Source organism: Micromonospora andamanensis (assembly GCF_016863495.1).
Taxonomy (GTDB): Bacteria; Actinomycetota; Actinomycetes; order Mycobacteriales; family Micromonosporaceae; genus Micromonospora; species Micromonospora andamanensis.
Map to the genome: position 1 here is coordinate 71657 of NZ_BOOZ01000018.1, position 17185 is coordinate 88841.

14 protein-coding genes and 2 pseudogenes are annotated in these 17185 nt (G+C 72.9%); 3 read left to right on the forward strand and 13 right to left on the reverse strand.

What is annotated here, in order from left to right; genetic code table 11:
• The first annotated feature begins 100 nt into the window (after window positions 1–100).
• Complete coding sequence (locus Van01_RS17165) at window positions 101–439, forward strand: hypothetical protein (protein WP_239099125.1); 339 nt, start codon at window positions 101–103, stop codon at window positions 437–439.
• Window positions 440–747: 308 nt separating this feature from the next.
• Here Van01_RS17165 and Van01_RS33790 read toward each other — a convergent pair.
• A pseudogene (locus Van01_RS33790) lies at window positions 748–1017 on the reverse strand (shikimate dehydrogenase); the annotation flags it as partial.
• 153 nt (window positions 1018–1170) lie between these two features.
• Window positions 1171–1683, reverse strand: a pseudogene (locus Van01_RS33795) (shikimate dehydrogenase family protein); the annotation flags it as partial.
• Window positions 1684–1800: 117 nt separating this feature from the next.
• Here Van01_RS33795 and Van01_RS17175 point away from each other — a divergent pair.
• Window positions 1801–3066 (forward strand): endo-1,4-beta-xylanase, encoded by a 1266-nt coding sequence (locus Van01_RS17175; protein ID WP_204008188.1) that lies wholly within the window; start codon window positions 1801–1803, stop codon window positions 3064–3066.
• A gap of 29 nt (window positions 3067–3095) precedes the next feature.
• Here Van01_RS17175 and mltG read toward each other — a convergent pair whose 3' ends face one another.
• From mltG to Van01_RS17215, 8 genes are all read right to left on the reverse strand, one after another.
• Window positions 3096–4292, reverse strand: coding sequence for an endolytic transglycosylase MltG (gene mltG, locus Van01_RS17180; protein ID WP_204008191.1), 1197 nt, complete (start codon window positions 4290–4292; stop codon window positions 3096–3098).
• A complete protein-coding gene (ruvX, locus tag Van01_RS17185) occupies window positions 4289–4750 on the reverse strand; it encodes a Holliday junction resolvase RuvX (RefSeq protein ID WP_204008194.1) in 462 nt (153 codons plus the stop codon). Before ruvX ends, mltG begins: the two co-directional genes overlap by 4 nt.
• A gap of 73 nt (window positions 4751–4823) precedes the next feature.
• On the reverse strand, window positions 4824–7502 hold the full coding sequence (gene alaS / locus Van01_RS17190) for an alanine--tRNA ligase (protein ID WP_204008196.1): 2679 nt from the start codon (window positions 7500–7502) through the stop codon (window positions 4824–4826).
• Window positions 7499–7804 carry a hypothetical protein gene (locus Van01_RS17195; RefSeq protein WP_204008198.1) on the reverse strand — a complete coding sequence of 102 codons (306 nt, stop codon included), beginning with the start codon at window positions 7802–7804 and terminating at the stop codon, window positions 7499–7501. The genes alaS and Van01_RS17195 overlap by 4 nt, the downstream gene beginning before the upstream one ends.
• A 26-nt stretch (window positions 7805–7830) precedes the next feature.
• Window positions 7831–8292 carry a DUF948 domain-containing protein gene (locus Van01_RS17200; protein WP_099846515.1) on the reverse strand — a complete coding sequence of 154 codons (462 nt, stop codon included), beginning with the start codon at window positions 8290–8292 and terminating at the stop codon, window positions 7831–7833.
• Between the two features lie 138 nt (window positions 8293–8430).
• Complete coding sequence (locus Van01_RS17205) at window positions 8431–9090, reverse strand: hypothetical protein (protein WP_204008323.1); 660 nt, start codon at window positions 9088–9090, stop codon at window positions 8431–8433.
• A gap of 2516 nt (window positions 9091–11606) precedes the next feature.
• Complete coding sequence (locus Van01_RS17210; RefSeq protein ID WP_204008200.1) at window positions 11607–13133, reverse strand: replication-associated recombination protein A; 1527 nt, start codon at window positions 13131–13133, stop codon at window positions 11607–11609.
• A 75-nt stretch (window positions 13134–13208) separates the two neighbouring features.
• A complete protein-coding gene (locus tag Van01_RS17215; RefSeq protein WP_093404409.1) occupies window positions 13209–13418 on the reverse strand; it encodes a hypothetical protein in 210 nt (69 codons plus the stop codon).
• A 159-nt stretch (window positions 13419–13577) separates the two neighbouring features.
• Here Van01_RS17215 and Van01_RS17220 point away from each other — a divergent pair, with 159 nt between their 5' ends.
• Window positions 13578–14312, forward strand: coding sequence for a GNAT family N-acetyltransferase (locus Van01_RS17220; RefSeq protein ID WP_204008202.1), 735 nt, complete (start codon window positions 13578–13580; stop codon window positions 14310–14312).
• Here the strand turns inward: Van01_RS17220 and Van01_RS17225 are convergent.
• The 3 genes from Van01_RS17225 to Van01_RS17235 form a co-directional block, all read right to left on the reverse strand.
• Window positions 14270–15607 carry an MFS transporter gene (locus Van01_RS17225; RefSeq protein ID WP_204008205.1) on the reverse strand — a complete coding sequence of 446 codons (1338 nt, stop codon included), beginning with the start codon at window positions 15605–15607 and terminating at the stop codon, window positions 14270–14272. The genes Van01_RS17220 and Van01_RS17225 overlap by 43 nt on opposite strands.
• Entirely contained in the window at window positions 15604–16191 is a 588-nt protein-coding gene (locus Van01_RS17230) for an ArsR/SmtB family transcription factor (RefSeq protein ID WP_204008207.1), read from the reverse strand. Before Van01_RS17230 ends, Van01_RS17225 begins: the two co-directional genes overlap by 4 nt.
• Before the next feature lie 86 nt (window positions 16192–16277).
• Window positions 16278–17090: an SDR family oxidoreductase gene (locus Van01_RS17235; RefSeq protein WP_204008331.1), complete on the reverse strand. Its 813-nt coding sequence runs from the start codon at window positions 17088–17090 to the stop codon at window positions 16278–16280.
• Window positions 17091–17185: the final 95 nt, after the last annotated feature.

The window sequence follows — 17185 nt, forward strand, 5'->3', positions numbered from 1 at the left end:
CGGAGTGGATGCGTGAGCCGACGCAGCCGTTGCCGATGCCGTGTCCGGGGCGTCCGGAATGGCTGACTCCGGGGCATCAGTGGCGGGCCAACGGGGGCAGGTGGTGACCGCTGGAGGCACGGGTGCGGTCACCAGCCGGCTGTTCGCTCCCGGCCGTGGTCCCCAACCGCTGCGTCCACGGGCCCGCGACACCGAGGTGCCGCACACCCCGTTGCGGCCGATGTGGTGCTGCCGGGCCGACGGCCAACCGTGGCCCTGCGGGCAGGCCCGGCTGTTGCTGCGGGTCGAGTACGACGGAAACCTGCCCGGTCTGTCGATCTACCTCGCCGGCCTGATGTACGAGGCGATGCGCGACCTCTATCGCCTCAATCCGCACGACGGCCCGGAACCGGCCACCCTGTTCACCCGTTTCCTCGCCTGGACCCGCCGCCCCGCATAGCGATCCCGCACAACCCCGGAGTACGACCGCCGACACCGTCACCGCGACCCGAAACGCGAGATCTTGGACAGTTCTCGTTCATCGCTAACGAGAAATGTCCAAGATTTCGGTGTGCCAACGACGTCAGCAGGGTGGGCGAACCGGAGAGGCAACCCGGCGAGTGGGCGGGAGTGGGCGTCGTGACGGCGGCAGGTGCCGCGCTGGCCGTGGGTGCGCAGGCGGCTGGGTGCGGGGGTCCGGGCCCACACCGCCTCGTTGGTGAGCCTCACCGGCCAGCGGGTCCGGATGGAACGCTGGTCGGCGCAGGGTCAGCTTCCCGCCCGCGCGGCGGTGAGGGCGGCGGCCATCGCTGAGCGGGGGGCGGGCACGCCGGTGAACTGCTCGAACTGGCCGATCGCCTGGGCCAGGAGCAGGTCGAGGCCGGAGACGATCCGGCAACCGGCGGCCTCGGCGGCGGCGGCCAGCGGGGTCGGCCACGGGTCGTAGATCGCGTCGAAGACCACGGTGCCCGCTCGCCACCGCACCCTGGCAGCCAGTTCGTCGGCAGCGCCCTTCGGCACGGTGGAGATCAGCACGTCGACGCCGGCCAGCGCGGGCGCCTCGGACCAGGCAGCCGCCGCCGGCCGCGACGGCTCGCCCCGCGGGCCCTCCGGCACCGCTGGCCGCGACAACTCACCCCCCGGCACCGGCGACCGCAACGGCTCAACCCCCGGCGCGTCCAGCCGCGACAGATCCGGCCACGGCGCGGCGGTCATGGTCACACCTAGCGCCGCCGCGACCGGTTCCAGTTCGGCGACCGCCGCCGGGCGACGGGCCAGCACTGTCACCCCGGCCGCGTGCAGCCGGGCCGCCGCCGCGAGGGCCGCCCGCGCGGTACCACCCGCGCCCAGCACCGTGATCGTGGCGCCGGGGCGTACGCCCGCACCGGTCAGCACCTCCACCATGCCCGTGACGTCTGTGTTGTCGGCGTACCAGGAACCGTCGGGGCGGCGTACCAACGTGTTGGCGGCACCCACGGCGGCGGCGACCGGCGCGACCTCGGCGGCCACCGTGAGCGCCGCCTCCTTGCCCGGCATGGTCACCGACAGCCCGGCCCACTCCGGGCCCAGGCCCGCGACCAGGGCCGGCAGCTCCGCTGCCGCGCACTCGATCCGGGTGTACGACCAGCCGGTCAACCCGGCGGCGGCGTACCCGGCATTGTGGATCACCGGGGAGAGCGAATGGGCTATCGGCTTACCCAGCACCGCCGCCCGGTGCGCCGCCTTCCCGTGCACCGACGCCCCGGGCGCTGCCGCCGCGCTCCCTGACTCAGCCACCATCGCTCCTCAGCAGTGGGCGCACCTGTCGCCTAACATCCAACAATGTCTGACAGCAGTCTGCGGCACCGCAAGGGCGAGATCACCCTCACCGTCCGAGGCACCGACCGGCAGCCGCTCGCCGACCAGGTGGTGACTGTCGCCCAGAACCGGCACGCCTTCGCCTTCGGCAACATCGGCTTCGACTTCGTCGACCTGGTCGGCGGTCCCGGACCGGCGGGAAGCAACGACGTCGAGAGCTTCGGCGGGACCGGCCACCCGGACCTCGACCGGCTCGGTGAGCTGTGGCTCGACGTGTTCAACACCGCGACCCTGCCGTTCTACTGGGGCCGATACGAGCCACGGCGTGGTGCCCCCGACACCGAACGTCTCACCGCCACCGCGCGGTGGTTTGCCGAGCGTGGTGTCACGGTCAAGGGCCACCCCCTGGTCTGGCACACCGTGCAGCCGTCCTGGCTGCTCGGCCTGGACGTTGACGAGGTCGAGCGGCTGCTGCGGGCCCGGATCCGGGACCTGGCCGGCGGGTTCGCCGGCCTCATCGACACCTGGGACGCGATAAACGAGGCGGTCATCATGCCCGTCTTCGACAACGGCGACAACGCGATCACCCCGTTGGCGCGGGCGCGCGGGCGCATCCACCTGGTGCGGTTGGCGTTCGAGGAGGCGCGGGCGGCCAACCCGGGGGCCACCCTGGTGCTCAACGACTTCGACCTCAGCTCGGCCTACGAATGCCTCATCGAGGGAGTTCTCGAAGCCGGCGTCCGGATCGACGCGATCGGCTTGCAGACCCACATGCACCAGGGCTACCGGGGTGAGGAGTACATGCGGCAGATGCTCGACCGGTTCGCCAGGTACGGACTGCCGCTGCACCTGACCGAGACCACGCTTGTCTCCGGCCACCTCATGCCGCCCGAGATCGAGGACCTCAACGACTACCAGATCCCGCACTGGCCGAGCACCCCGGAGGGTGAGGCCCGGCAGGCCGAGGAGATCGAGCGGCACTACCGGTTGCTGCTCGCCCACCCGGCGGTCCAGTCGGTCAACTACTGGGGGATCACCGACCACGGGGCGTGGCTCGGCGCGCCAGCCGGGCTGGTCCGCGCCGACGGCAGCCCCAAGCCGTCGTACGAAGCCCTGGCAGCACTCGTCAAGGGCGAGTGGTGGCTGCCGCCGACCCAGCGGCGCACCGACGCGGACGGCACCGTCACCGTCGAGGGCTTCCTCGGCGACTACACGGTGAGCGTCGGCGACCGCACCGCGCGCTTCACCATCGACGCCGCCGACACCACCACGACTGTCGACCTGCTTTGACCCCGACCAGGGGCCGGGGGCCGGACCGGTCAGATGATCCCGGCCTCCCGGGCCTTGGCCTCGTTCTTCAGGTGGTCCTCGTAGGTGTTGGCGAAGGCGGAGTTGCCTTCCTTGTCGATGGCCACGAAGAACAGCCAGTCTCCGGCCGGCGGATCCATCGCCCCCTCGAGGGCTTCCTTGCCCGGATTGTTGATCGGGGTGGGGATCATGCCGCGCAGCTTGCGGTTGTACGGGTTCTTCGGATTGTTCAGATCGCTCTGGGTCATCTGGCCGGACGTCTTCGTCTTCTGCCCGGTCAACTCCAGGTAGTAGTTGACAGTGACGTCCATCTCCAGGCAGCCGCAGTCGAAGGTGCCCGAGTAGGCCCGGTTGTAGGCGACCCGCGCGACCTTGCCGAGATCCTTCTTGGTGCCGGCCTCGGCCTGAGCCAGCGACGCCACGATCAGCGCCTCGTACGGGCTGATCCCGCCGCGTTCCTTCTGCACCCGGTCGGCGAACTCCATCTCACCGGTGACGGTGAGGAAGTGATCGACCATCTGCTTGAGGATCGTCTCAGCGGTGGCGTCCGGCGGGATCTCGTAGGTGTCGGGGAACAGGAAACCCTCGATCGACTTCTTGGGCTTCTTGCCGTCCTCCCGCTTGAACCACCAGTCCGGTACGCCGAGCGCCTCCGGGTCCTTCGCGGCGGTCTCGAAATCCTTGACCGGAATCTTGGTGTGGTCGCTGAGCAGCTTGAAGATGCTCTTCGCGGTACGCCCCTCCGGGATGGTGAGCCCGTTGACGACCCGGTTCTGCGGATCGAGCATCGCGGCGAGAGCCGACTCGCCGCTCATCTGCTTGCGCAGCTTGTAGGTGCCGGGCTGGATGTTGCGGCTGCGGGAGTTCGCGTCGGCAGCCTCGATGAACGCTTTGGTGCTCTTGACCACACCGGCGTCGTGGAGCGCCACGGCCATGTCGGCGAGGAACGCGCCCTGCGGGATCTGGACCGTCACGTCCTCGGTGCCCCCGCCGTCATAGTCCGGGGTGACGAAGTAGCTCTGGATCCGGTCGAAGCCGTAGAGGGCACCCCCGCCGATGCCGCCGAGCAGCACCACGGCGAGCAGCAGGGCCAGGACGGTCTTGCCCCGCCCGCCACCGGACCGGCCGCCCTTGCGGCGTCCCCGGCGGTGTTTGCCCTTCTCCCCCCGCTCCTGCTCGTCGAACCCGAGGTCCAGATCGTCCATCATTGCGTCCGCCTCCGCTGCGCATCCAGCCAGCTCTGCAGAATTTCCACAGCGGCGGCCTGGTCGACCACCGCCCGTTGTCTCTTCCCCCGGACACCGCGCTCGGCAAGCCTACGACTCGCCACGACCGTGGACATCCTCTCGTCGGTGAGCGTCACCGGGACAGGACTTATCACATCAGCCAGTTGTCGAGCGTACGCCTTCACGTGTTGGGCTGCGGGGCCATGTTTTCCGGCGAGATTGACCGGAAGGCCCACCACCACCTCGACGGCCTCGTGTTCGGCGACCAGCGCGGCGAGTTCGGCAAGGTCCGACGGCACCGCCTCTGACCTGGGATTCTGCTCCCGCGCGAGGGTGACAAGCGGGGTGGCGAGGACCCCGTGCGGATCGGACCGGGAGACCCCGATCCGGACCTGCCCGACGTCCACTCCCAGGCGTACCCCCCGGGGCGAGTCGTTCACGCCGCGTCACCTCCCCGGACAAACGCGTCAGGGCGGACCGTGTCGGTCCGCCCTGATCCGCTGCGCTGAGGACTCACGCGTCGGCGAGCGCCTGCTCGACTGTGAGCAACAGCCGCGGCACCTCCGACTCGGGCAGCCCGCCGCCCTGCGCCAGTTCGGGACTACCGCCGCCACGACCGGAGAACGCGGCCTTGACCAGATCGTTCGCGGCGATGCCCCGACTGCGGGCGGCCGGGTTCACCGCCACCACCAGCGACGCCTTGCCGTTGGCGCGGGCGGCCACCGCCACCACTCCCGGCCGGGACGCGTCGATCCGGCCCCGGATCTCCTGGGCGAGGGTGCGTACGTCGTTGCCGGCCGCTCCCTCGGGCGCCTCGGTGCCCACGTAGGCGACCCCGTGCACGTCCTTGGCCTGGGCGGCGAGCGCCGCCGCGCCACCGAGGACCAGCTGCGCGCGCAGCTTCTCCAGCTCCTTCTCCGCGTCACGAAGCTGGGTGACCGTCTGCTCGACCCGGTCGGCGACCTGCTCGGCGGGGACCCGGTACAACTCGGCGAGCCGGGCCACCAGCAGGTGCTCGCGGGCCAGGAAGTTGAACGCGTCCATCCCGACGAGCGCCTCGACCCGGCGCACGCCGGAACCGATTGACGACTCGGAGAGGATCTTCACCAGGCCGAGCTGGCCGGAGCGGGCCACGTGGGTGCCACCGCACAGCTCGCGGGCGTAGTCACCGACCTCGACCACCCGGACGTGCTCGCCGTACTTCTCACCGAAGAGCGCCATGGCACCGATGCGCCGCGCCTCCTCCAGCGAGGTGATGAAGGCGTGCACCTCCAGGTCGGCCAACAGCACCTCGTTGACCTGCTGCTCGACGTCGCGCAGCACGCTCGGTGCCACCCCGGTCGCGGTGTTGAAGTCGAAGCGCAGCCGACCCGGGGCGTTGAGCGAGCCGGCCTGGGTGGCGGACTCGCCGAGGAAGTTACGCATGGTCTGGTGCACCAGGTGGGTGGCGGTGTGTGACCGGGAGATGGCCCGCCGCCGACTGGTGTCGATCTCGGCGTAGCCGGTCTCCCCCGCCCGCACCTCGCCCCGCAGCACCCGGGCGCGGTGCACGATCAGGCCCGGCACCGGCTGCTGCACGTCGAGGACCTCGACCTGGCCGCCGCCCACCGTGATCATGCCGAGGTCGGGCTGTTGACCACCGCCCTCGGCGTAGAACGGGGTGGTGTCGAGCACCAGCTCGATGGTGTCACCCTCGACGGCCGCCGCGCGCGGACCGTCGGTGCCGAGCACCGCCCGGACCGTCGACTCGCGGGCCACCTCCGTGTACCCGGTGAAGGTCACCGGACCACCGGCGTCGAGCACCGACCGGTACGCCGACAGGTCGGTGTGCCCGGTCTTGCGCGCCTGCGCGTCGGCCTTGGCGCGGGCCCGCTGGTCGGCCATCAGCCGGCGGAAGCCCTCCTGGTCGACGTTGAGGCCCTGCTCGGCCGCGATCTCCAGGGTCAGGTCGATCGGGAAGCCGTAGGTGTCGTGCAGCTGGAACGCCTTGTCGCCGGAGAGTGCCGGCCGCCCCGCCGACTTCGTCTCGGAGATCGCGGTGTCCAGGATCGTCGTACCGGCGCGCAACGTGGCCAGGAACGCGTCCTCCTCCGCGTACGCGTACGCGGCGATCCGGTCGAAGTCCGCCGCCAGTTCCGGGTACGACGGGGCCATGCAGTCCCGGGCCACCGGCAGCAGCTCCGGCAGGGCCCGCTCCTGCCAGCCGAGCAGCCGCACCGAGCGGATCGCCCGACGCATGATCCGTCGCAGCACGTACCCGCGACCCTCGTTGGACGGGGTCACCCCGTCGCCGATGAGCATCAGCGCGGTACGCACGTGGTCGGCGATCACCCGCAGCCGCACGTCGTCCGGGTGGGACTGGTTGGCGGCGTGACCCGAGTGCGCGCCGTACCGCTTGCCGGTCAGCTCGGCGGCCCGGTCCAGGATCGGGCGGACCTCGTCGATCTCGTAGAGGTTGTCGACCCCCTGGAGGAGCGAGGCCATCCGCTCCAGGCCCATGCCGGTGTCGATGTTCTTCGCCGGCAGGTCACCCAGGATCGGGAAGTTCTCCTTGTCGGTGCCCGGGCCCCGCTCGAACTGCATGAAGACGAGGTTCCAGAACTCCAGGTACCGGTCCTCGTCGACCTCCGGGCCGCCCTCCGCGCCGTAGGCCGGGCCCCGGTCGTAGTACAGCTCGGAGCACGGGCCACACGGGCCGGGGATGCCCATGGACCAGAAGTTGTCCTTCTTGCCCCGACGCACGATGCGCTCGTCGGGCACCCCGGTCCGGCGCCAGATCTCGTACGCCTCGTCGTCGTCGAGGTAGACGGTCGCCCAGATCCGCTCCGGGTCCAGCCCGAAGCCACCGGCCTCCACCGACTTCGTGGCCAGGTCCCAGGCGAGCGGGATCGCGCCGTCCTTGAAGTAGTCGCCGAACGAGAAGTTTCCGTTCATCTGGAAGAACGTGCCGTGTCGGCTGGTCTTACCGACCTCGTCGATGTCCGGCGTACGGATGCACTTCTGCACACTCACCGCACGCTGGTACGGCGGCGTCTGCTGACCCAGGAAGTAAGGGACGAACTGCACCATGCCGGCGTTGACGAACAGCAGGTTCGGGTCGCTGATGGCGGGCAGCGGAGCGGACGGCACCACGGTGTGACCGTTCGCCTCGAAGTGGGCGAGATACCGCCGCTTGATCTCCGCCGTCTTCATCGCTTGTGTTCCTCCGGAAAGATCTCTCGGTCGCCGATCCGCGGGTCCTCCCGCAGCTCGGCGAACTGGTCGTCGAACGCCTCGCCCTGGGCGAACGCCTCGTGGATCTCGTGCTCCCGCTCGGCCATCCCGGCGCGTACGTCCGCCACGAAGCTACGCAGTTCCTCGACAAGTCCGCCAGCGGATTGCGACAGGTTGTCGGCGATGCCGGCCGGGGTGTACGCGTGCGCCGCGCGGGTCGCCTTACGCACCACCACGACACCGACGGCCAGCCCGATGCCCAGCCAGAAAAGGCGCCTCATGCTCGTACCTCCCGGTGCCGTTTGGTTCAGCGGTTCCCGCGCCGGGCGGCGCGTCGCTGAGCCTTGATGGTGTCCCGCACCTCGCGTTCGGTCTCCGCGTGCCGGCGGGTGGCGGCGGCCTTGCGCACGCCGTACCCGAACGCGGCCACCTTGACCAGCGGGTTGGCCGCAGCCGCGGAGACCACGGTGACCAGGTTGGCGACGTTGGCGCTGATGTTCTGCGCGTGGCTGGTCATGGTGTCGACCTTTGCCAGTTGGAGGTTCACGCCGTCGAGGGAGGTCTGCACCTGCTCCAGGGTCACGTTGACGTTGCGAACCGTGGTGTTGACGTCACCGAGCAGGGGCCCCGTCCGGTCGTTGAGGTCGTTGATCATGCGGGTGGTGGCGTCCACGGTGTGCCGCAACCGCAGGATGGGCAGCGTCAGGATCAGCACCAGCATCGCGAACGCGATAGCCGCGATCAACGCCGCGACCTCCAAAAAGCCCACGCCAGTCCTCCTCAAACAGTGCTTTCGGGGCGCCGGGCCCTGAGCAGCACGACCGTCTCGCCCACGTCAACGTCGAGTGCCCGGCCGACGACCGGTCACCACCAGCACCTGACCCTACCGTCCGTGATGACGATCGGCTCAGGACGGTGGCGACGGCGTCAGGTCGCCCAACGGGTCATCGGTAAGTGTCGGGAAGGGATCCTCACCGGTGAGTGACGGATCGGTGCTCGGCTGTGGCCGCGTCCGCTCGTCGTCGATCGCGTTGCGGACCTTCACCGACACCAACGATCCGGGGCACTCCTGCGCCGTGGTGGCCGGATCGGGGGCGGGCACCACAGCGGGTTCGCCGTCCACGGGTGGCGGCACGCAGGTCCGCTCCCGTACCCAGAGGTCGAGGGTCAGCTCGTCCCGCCGCCAGCAGGTGTAGCTGCCCTTCTCCTCCTGCTCCGGGCAGTAGTTGGGCGTCCACCGCTGCCAACCGTCACCGCTCAGCGCGGCCTCGTACGCCTGGGCGGTCTCGTCCGGCGAGCGGTCGGAGGTGACAGTGCGTTCCCGCAACCGGCAGTCGAGCAGGCACCACTGGCTGCCGCTGACGTCGTCGACCGGTTGGACAGCGGCCCAGGACGGCACCTCCAGTTCGTCAAGCGAGGCGAAGACCGGGTCCCGGTTCATGCTCTGCACGCCGAAGAACGCCGGAAGGACACCGAGCAGGAGCACGCTGGCCAGCACCAGAACGGCCGTGCGCAGGCGCGCCGAGCCCGGCGCCTGCCGACGCGGCTCGCCACCGTCGTCGGTCAGGTCGTTCTCGGGCCGGTCAACCTCGGCGGAATCCGGCAGGTCGGGACGTCGGGACGTCGGTTCCACCCCGGGGCGCGGCCCGGCCGGGTCGACAGGCGCCACGGCAGCCGCGGCGCGAGCCACAGCCGGAGCCTCGCCGGCTCGCGTCGGCGGTACCGGCGGCACCCCTGAGGGTTCGGGACGTGCCGGGTGCCGAGGCGGCGGAGCCGCCCGGCCGGTCATCCTGTCCTCCGGACGCACCGGGGCACCGGCCCGGGCCGTGACCGGCGAACCCGCTGGTCCGATGCCGGCGGCCCGACCGGGGTCGGCAGCGCCGGGTGGGCCGGCCTCGGGCCGGTGTGGACCAGCGTCGGGCCGGACCGCGCCACGGGCCGGACCCGGCGGCGGCCCACCCGGGCGACCTGCCGCACCGTCCGGCCGCACCGCACCACGCGGCGGCACCGCAGGCGCACCGTCCGGCCGCGCCGCACCGCGCGGGGGCACCGCAGGCGCACCGTCCGGCCGCACCGCAGCACGCGGCGGGCCCACGGGCGCACCGTCCGGCCGCGCCGCACCACGCGGCGGCAGCACAGGCGCGCCGTCGGGACGCGCCGCACCGCGCGGCGGGCCCACGGGCGGACCCTCCGGCCGCGCCGCGCCACGCGGCGGCAGGGCAGGCGCACCGTCGGGACGCGCCGCGCCACGCGGCGGGCCCGCAGGCGCACCGTCGGGTCGGGTGGTCGGGCCGGTGGCACCGATCCGGGGCAGGGCAGCGGCTCGACCGGCCGGCTCGGGTCCATCCGGACCCGGGGTGGGGCCGCTCATCGGAGTGGGTCGGCCACGCCCGGCGGGTGGCCCGTCGGGGCGGCGGGCGGGGCCGGTGCCCGGACGTTCCGGTACCGGCTCGGCACCGCGTCCGTCGGTCGGTGCGTTGCCCGCCGGCGGTCGCCCGGGCGGGCTGCCGGAGTCCCCGCCACGACGGTCGCCCACCGTCGGCGTGCCACCGGAGGGGGTACCGACCACGCGACCGGGCGGTGCGCCCGCCGGTGTCGCGGGTCGCTTGCTGATCGTGGGCAACGCCGGGTCGGTGTGGTGCGGCCGTCCGGCCTGCCGGAGCCAGTCGGCCGGTCGCTGCGGCCGTGCGGCCCGGCCGTCGCCGGACGGACCGGCGGGAGGCGGCTCGGTACCGGCCACCGCGTGCCGGCCGGGCGGCTCCTCGTCCGCCGTGCGCCGGCCCCGGGCCGGTGTGTCGTCCGCCTCGGCCGCGCGGCGTCCCCGCGGTGGCTCGACCGGCCCGTCCTGAGGCCGACGACCGAAGGGTGGCTCCGGCGGCTCAGGTGCCGCCCGACGACCCGACGCCGGGTCGGCCGGCCCGTCCGCGCCGGGTGCGGTCCGGCGGTCCCGGTCGGTGACGGCCGGGCCGCCGGGCTTGCCGTGCCCGGCTGCGGGTCCACCGGCCGGAGGGCCGGAGGGCACGCCGGGAATCGGTGGCGCGTTGCCGGACTGCGGCACCACCGGCGGCTGCTCCGGTGGCTCGGCGGCTCGCCGCCGGCCGGCCCGCAGGCCACCGCCGGCCGGAGCGCCGACCGGCCGACCTGCGGCGGGCGTCATGGCCGGCGACCCCGCGCCGGTGGCCGGGCCGGGTCGCTCGGGACCCTGCGGTCCGGCCGGGTCCGGTGCGACACGTCGGGCGCCTCGCGGTGGCGTCGGGTCCGGCACACCGGGTGGCGGTGTGGTGATCGGAGCGTCGAGCCCACGGGGTCGGCCGGGCGCGGCGAAACGCGCGGCTCGGGCATCGGGAACGCGACCGGGATCGGTGCGGTCCGACGGGAGCGGGCCGGTGACCGGCTCCGCCGGTGCGGGGGCGTGGCTGGGTCCGGTCTCCGAGGGCAGCCGGCGGGGGCCGGCGGGGGCGGCGTTCGGCCGGGCGCCGGGCAGTCGACGCGGCCCGGGTGGGCCCGCCACGGGACCGGTGGGCGCGCCCGGCGCCGGTCCGGGTGGCCGGCCCGGACCGTTCGGTGCGCCGGGCACCGGGCCGCCGTCCGGAGTCGGCAGGGCACCGCCCGGGCCACTCGGCACCGGCTCGCCGGGGTGTGGTGGCCGGGAGGTCGGCCCGGGGGCACCGGGCTGTCGTGGCCAACCGGCCGGAGGGGTGTTCGGCGCACCGGGCTCGGGCCGGGCGGCGGCCGGCGGTGGCGGGGCGAACGGCGGAGGCGCCGGCGGCCGTTCCCGCCCCATGGGCGGCGGGCCGGCGGGCGGCCGGGCAGCCGGGGCGCCCGGCCAGGGACCGTCGACCGGCCGCGCTCGTGGCGGTTCGGCCGGGCCACGGGCGGGCGGCGGTGCGGCGGGCGGCTCGCCAGCGACGCCGTCGGGGCCCAGCTCAGCGCGCTGCTGCTTGGCCGAACGCAGGTCGTCGATCCAGCCGAAGTCCTCGCCGCCACCCGGTTCCTCCGGGACGGGCTCGGATTTGCCCCGACCCCAGCGGCGGCCCTTGCCGCGCCGCGCCTCCGGGCCCTCGTCCGGTCGGTCCGACGAATTCACTGTTGACCCCTCCCGTCGGCGCTCGCGCCGACCTCTTCAGCCACCTGGGCGTCCGTGGCCGTACGCCGGTCGCCGTCGTCCCCCCCGGACGACATCTGGGTGTCCAGGCGACCGTTCTTCGCCGGCTCGCCCGGGCGGGCGGCTGTGGACAGCCCGCGGACGATCCGGCGCAGTAGCGGCAGCCGGCCGGCCACCGATCGCTCCGCGCCGTGCTGGCTAGGCCGGTAGTAGTCGGTGCCGACCAGGTCGTCGGGCACGTACTGCTGGGCGACCACGCCCCGCGTGTCGTCGTGCGGATAGCGGTAGCCGATGCCGTGGCCGAGACCCCGGGCACCTGAGTAGTGGGCGTCGCGCAGACCCCGGGGCACCGGCCCACCCCGACCGGCCCGCACGTCGGCGATCGCCGCCCCGATGGCGGTGGTCGCCGAGTTGGACTTGGGCGCGGTGGCCAGGTGGATCACGGCCTGGGCGAGGTTGAGCTGCGCCTCGGGCAGGCCGACGTACTCCACCGCGTGCGCCGCGGCGGTCGCCACACCGAGCGCACCCGGGTCGGCCATGCCGACGTCCTCGCTGGCGAAGATGACAAGCCGCCGTGCGATGAACCTGGCGTCCTCCCCGGCGACAAGCATCCGGGCCAGCCAGTGCAGCGCCGCGTCCACGTCGGACCCGCGCATGCTCTTGATGAAGGCACTCGTCACGTCGTAGTGGGCGTCGCCGGCCCGGTCGTATCGGACGGCCGCGGTGTCCACCGCCCGTTCGGCGGTGGCCAGGTCGATGAGGTCGTTACCGAGGGCGGTCGTCGAGCCGGCCGCCGCCTCCAGCGCCGTGAGCGCCTTGCGGACGTCACCGCCGGCCAACCGGACCAGGTGTTCCTCGGCCTCGGGCGCGAGAGTGAGCGCCCCGGCCAGCCCACGCTCGTCGACAAGCGCACGGCGCAGCAGCCCGCGTACCGCCTCGTCGTCGAGGGGCCGGAGGGTGAGCAGCACGCACCGGGAGAGCAGTGGGGAGATGACCGAGAAGTACGGGTTCTCGGTGGTGGCCGCCAGCAGGGTGACCGTCCGGTCCTCCACCGCGGCGAGCAGCGAGTCCTGCTGGGTCTTGCTGAACCTGTGCACCTCGTCGATGAAGAGCACCGTCGGCGGGCCGCCCGAGCGTCGCTGTCGCCGGGCGGTGTCGATCACGGCACGGACGTCCTTCACCCCGGCGGTCAACGCCGACATGGCGACGAAACGGCGGTCGGTCGCGGCGGCGACCAGGTGGGCGATCGTGGTCTTGCCGCTGCCCGGCGGCCCCCAGAGAATCACCGACATCGGCGCGCTGCCGGCGACCAGCTGCCGCAGCGGCGCGCCCGGGGTGAGCAGGTGTTCCTGACCGACCAGCTCGTCCAGATCGGCCGGGCGCATCCGGACCGGCAGCGGCGCGTCCGGCCCGGCCGGGGTGAAGCCGCCGACACCAGCGGAACCCGCAGGCGCACCGGGTGCTGCGGCGGGTTCACCGAGGGTGAAGAGGGCGTCGGACTCCATCACGAGAACAGTACCGGGCTCAGCCGACAACGCCGGAATCGCGCCGCCGGCCGAGCCCGGGGTGATCGTTTCCGGTCAGCCGCGTCCGGGGCGGCGGCCCCGGTACCAGCGACCACCGCCGCCGCCCGGCCCCCGGCCGACCCCGGCCAGGTAGAGCGAGAGCAGCAGCAGACCGATCAGGACCAGGGTGTTCCAGTTGAACAGGTCGGGCGCGCCGAGTTTGGTGTCCAGCAGGTCCAGCAACAGGGCGAAGCCGAAGACGACGGCCGCGGCGATGGCGAGCATGACGTTCCTCCGGTGGGGGTTTCCAGTAGGTCGGCGCGGGATGTACCCGATCGGTCGACTCGCCAATCTCCACCCTGGATCACGGTCATCACCGCCGCCGCAGCGGGGCCACGGCCGGCTCGGGGCAGGCGGCCCGGCACGACGATCTACGCTGGCGACATGATCGTCGCCGACGAGATCCTCGACGGACGGGATGCTGTGCTGGCCGCGGCGGGCCGCCATCCGTTCGTCCGGCATTCGCTGCCGTGTCACGAACCGGCGCGAGGATGGCGACGTGCCGGGACCGTGTGCTGGCTGCTTCCGGTCGAGCAGGGGCCGATCGGTGGGGTCATCGGCGCTTCGGAGACGGCAATCGACCTGCTCGGTGCTGTGGCCGCAGCGGGGGAAGTCGGTGCTGGGCGGTGGGTTCATCTGCCCCGCACGGACCCCACCCCGATCGGGCCGGCCGTGGCCGGGTACGAGGACTGGGATTTTCTCTGGACGACAAGTGCACCGCCGGCACAGCCGGGCGAGGAGCAGGTGGTCCGGCTGACCGAGGCGGACCACCCGGCCCTGACGGCGCTTATCGACGAGGCGTTCCCGACCAGCACCGCCCGCCCCGGCAATCCGCAGGTACGCGGCTGGTACGGCATCCGCGACGGTGACCGGCTGGTCGCCTGCGGCGCCGACCGCACCCGGGGTGAGATCGGTTTCCTCGCCGGGTTGACGGTGGCGCCGCGGCACCGGGGGCGCGGTCTGGGGGCGGCGATCACCGCCGGGATGACGCGCACCATGCTGGACCGCTACGACCTGGTGGCGCTGGGCGTCTATCCGAGCAACGTGGCAGCGATACGGCTCTACCGGCGGCTCGGCTACACCGGCACGTTCCCGCTCACCTCGGTGCGTTTCGCCTGACCCTCGGTCGGCCCGCCGTCGGACCGTTGCGCCGGGTCGTCGGGCCGCTTCGGCTGGCTGGCGGTCCGGCCTGCCCGCCAGGCGGGCAGGTACAGCGGCGCGGCGACCGCCAGTGCGACCGCACCGACGAGCATCGCCGTGCTCACCCCGGCCCGGTCACCGACGAAGCCGAGCAGCACGCCGCCGAGCGCACCGGCCGGCATGGCCACCATCGAGTTCACCGAGATCACGCTGGTCCGGTACGGGCCGTCGACCTGCCGGTGCAGCAGTCCCATGTGCAGCGGGTTCGACGCGCCGTGCACCGCGTGACAGACGACGAAGGCGATCAGCACACCGACCGGGCCGGCGAGCAGCGCCATCCCGACCACCGTGACACCCTGCACGATCCGCAGCAGCGCGGCACCGGGCGCGGCACCGAGCCAGCGGATGAGCAGCGGGGTGAGTGCCGCGCCGGCCGCGGAGGCCAGCCAGGCCACGGTGCTCGCCGGTCCGAGCAGGGCGGCGGCCCGGTCGGCGTCCCCGATCACCTCGGCCAGCCGGATCGGCAGCAGGCTCTCGAAGGTCACCATTCCGAAGCCCCAGAACAGCTCGACCGCGACCAGGGCCAGCAGCACGCGGGAGCGACGCAGCAGACCGAACGCCTCGCCGACCATGCGCGGAGCCGCCCGGACCGAGGCCCGCACGGCACCGGGCCCGCTCGCCGGTCGCCGTTCCACGAGCAGGATCAGCAGCGCCACCAACGAGATCCCCTGGAGCACGACGGCGGCCAGCACCGGCGTGGTCAGGGCGCTGACCGGACCCAGCGGGCCGAGAGCGACCAGGCCGCCGCTGAGCAGGGCGCCGGCCGCGATGCTCAGGCCGAGCACGGCACCGCCCTGACCGAGCCCCTTCTCGTACGCGGCATCCGGGTCGACGGCCAGGGTGCTGTCCACGTACCAGGACTCCAGGGGGCCGCTGTCCAGGGCGCGGAACACGCCCTGCAACGCCCAGACGGCGGCCAGCAGCGCGAACGAGTCCGCCAGCACCAGCAGGCCCATCGAGACGAGGCTGACCGAGCTGGCCACCACCAGTACCGGCTTGCGGCCCAGCGCGTCGGCGAACCCGCCGGTCGGCAACTCCAGGGCCAGCACCACCACCCCCTGGGCGGCGGCGGCCAGACCGATCTGGGTCAGGGTCAGGCCGCGCTCCTGCATCAGCAGGATCACCACCGGGATGAGCAGGCCGGTCGGTAGCCAGCGCAGACCGTGCAGGACCAGGAACCGACGCCGGATCTGGCGTATGGACAGGGTGCTCATTGGGCGTCCCGCACCAGGGGGAAGCCGGCGACGAAGAGGATGACCTGCTCGGCGTCGGGCCCGGCCGGTGCGTCACGGTACCGCTTGACCACCGCCGACAACTCGTCGTTGAGGGCACGCAGCTGGTCGGCCGAGAGGGTGAGCAGTGCGTCGCTGAAGTCGGCGGCCCGACGCCACTCGCGCGGCCGGTCGTGCTGCACACCGACCCAGCGCTGGGCGAACTCGGCCACGAACTGGAAGTGCCGGCTCTGCACCCAGTCCGACGCGGCCCGGGCCTGCGGGTCGTTCTCGAAGTCGGTGGGCTGCCACGAGCTGATGTCGTGGGCGGCACGCCAGTAACGCCGCCGGCCGACGCCCTCCGCCGGCTCCTCGACGACCAACCCGACCTCGGCCAGTTGGCGCAGGTGGTAGCTGGTCGCGCCGGTGTTGGTGTCGAGTTCGGCGGCCAGGTCGGTCGCGGTCGCCGGTCCGCCGACGCGAAGGGCGCCGAGCAGCTGGACACGCAGCGGGTGGGCCAGTGCCCGGATCTGCCGTGCGTCGACGTGCCCGACGCTCGGTGTGGCGGTGGTCGACGCATCCTTCATGAATGCACAGTAGTTGTGCACGCCACCTATGCACAAGTGTTGTGCATAGGTGGTGTGCGCAGCCGCACCGGCTGTGAACGACTTCATCAGAAGGTGAGCAACTCCGAGACGCCGCGCAGTCGGGTGCGGAGCAGGCCGGCGGCGCGGGAGGAGTCGAGGCGTACCTCGGTGGGGCGCACCACGCCGGCAGCGGCGCCGGTGGTGGTCTTCAGCCCGGCCGGGTCGATGCCCTCCCGGCGGGCCACCAGCAGGCCCAGCTCGGCCCGGCTGACCGCGTCCGGGCCCGCCACGTTGAGCGGGCCGGCGACCTCGGCGCCCACCAGTTCCAGCACGGCGGCGGCGAGGTCGCCGACGCCGATCGGGCAGCGCAGCTCATCGGTGAACAGAGCAGCCCGACCGGCCAGCGCGTCGCGGCAGAGCTGGATCTGCTTGCTCCCCTCGCCCAGGATCAGCGAGGTACGCACCAGCACGGCGCCCGGGTCGACGGTCCGCACCGCCGTTTCCGCCGCCGCCTTCGCCGCCCCGTACGGGAAGATCGGCGTGGGCGGGTCGTCGTCGGCGTACGCCTCGGGTCGCCCGGCGTGCAGCGCGTCGCTGGAGATGTGCACCAACCGGGCACCCACCCGCGCGGCGGCGTACGCCACGTGCCCGGCCCCGTCGGCGGTGACCGCCCAGTCCCCGTACCGGTAGGGCGTGGCGACCACCGCGTCCGGGCGCACCTCCGCGACCAGGTCGACCACCGCGGCCCGATCGGTCACATCCAACCGACGCACCTCGACGCCCGGCACCCCAACCTCACCGGAGTGGCACGTCCCCACCACCCCCCACCCGGCGGCAATCCCCCGCCGACAAACCTCCCGCCCCAAAAACCCACTCCCACCCACTACCAACACCCGCACCACCGCCACCGCCCGCTCCCCCACCTGTTGATCAAGAAGTTTGCGTCGCCGAAACGCTCAGATCATGACGCAAACTTCTTGATCAACGTGGGCAG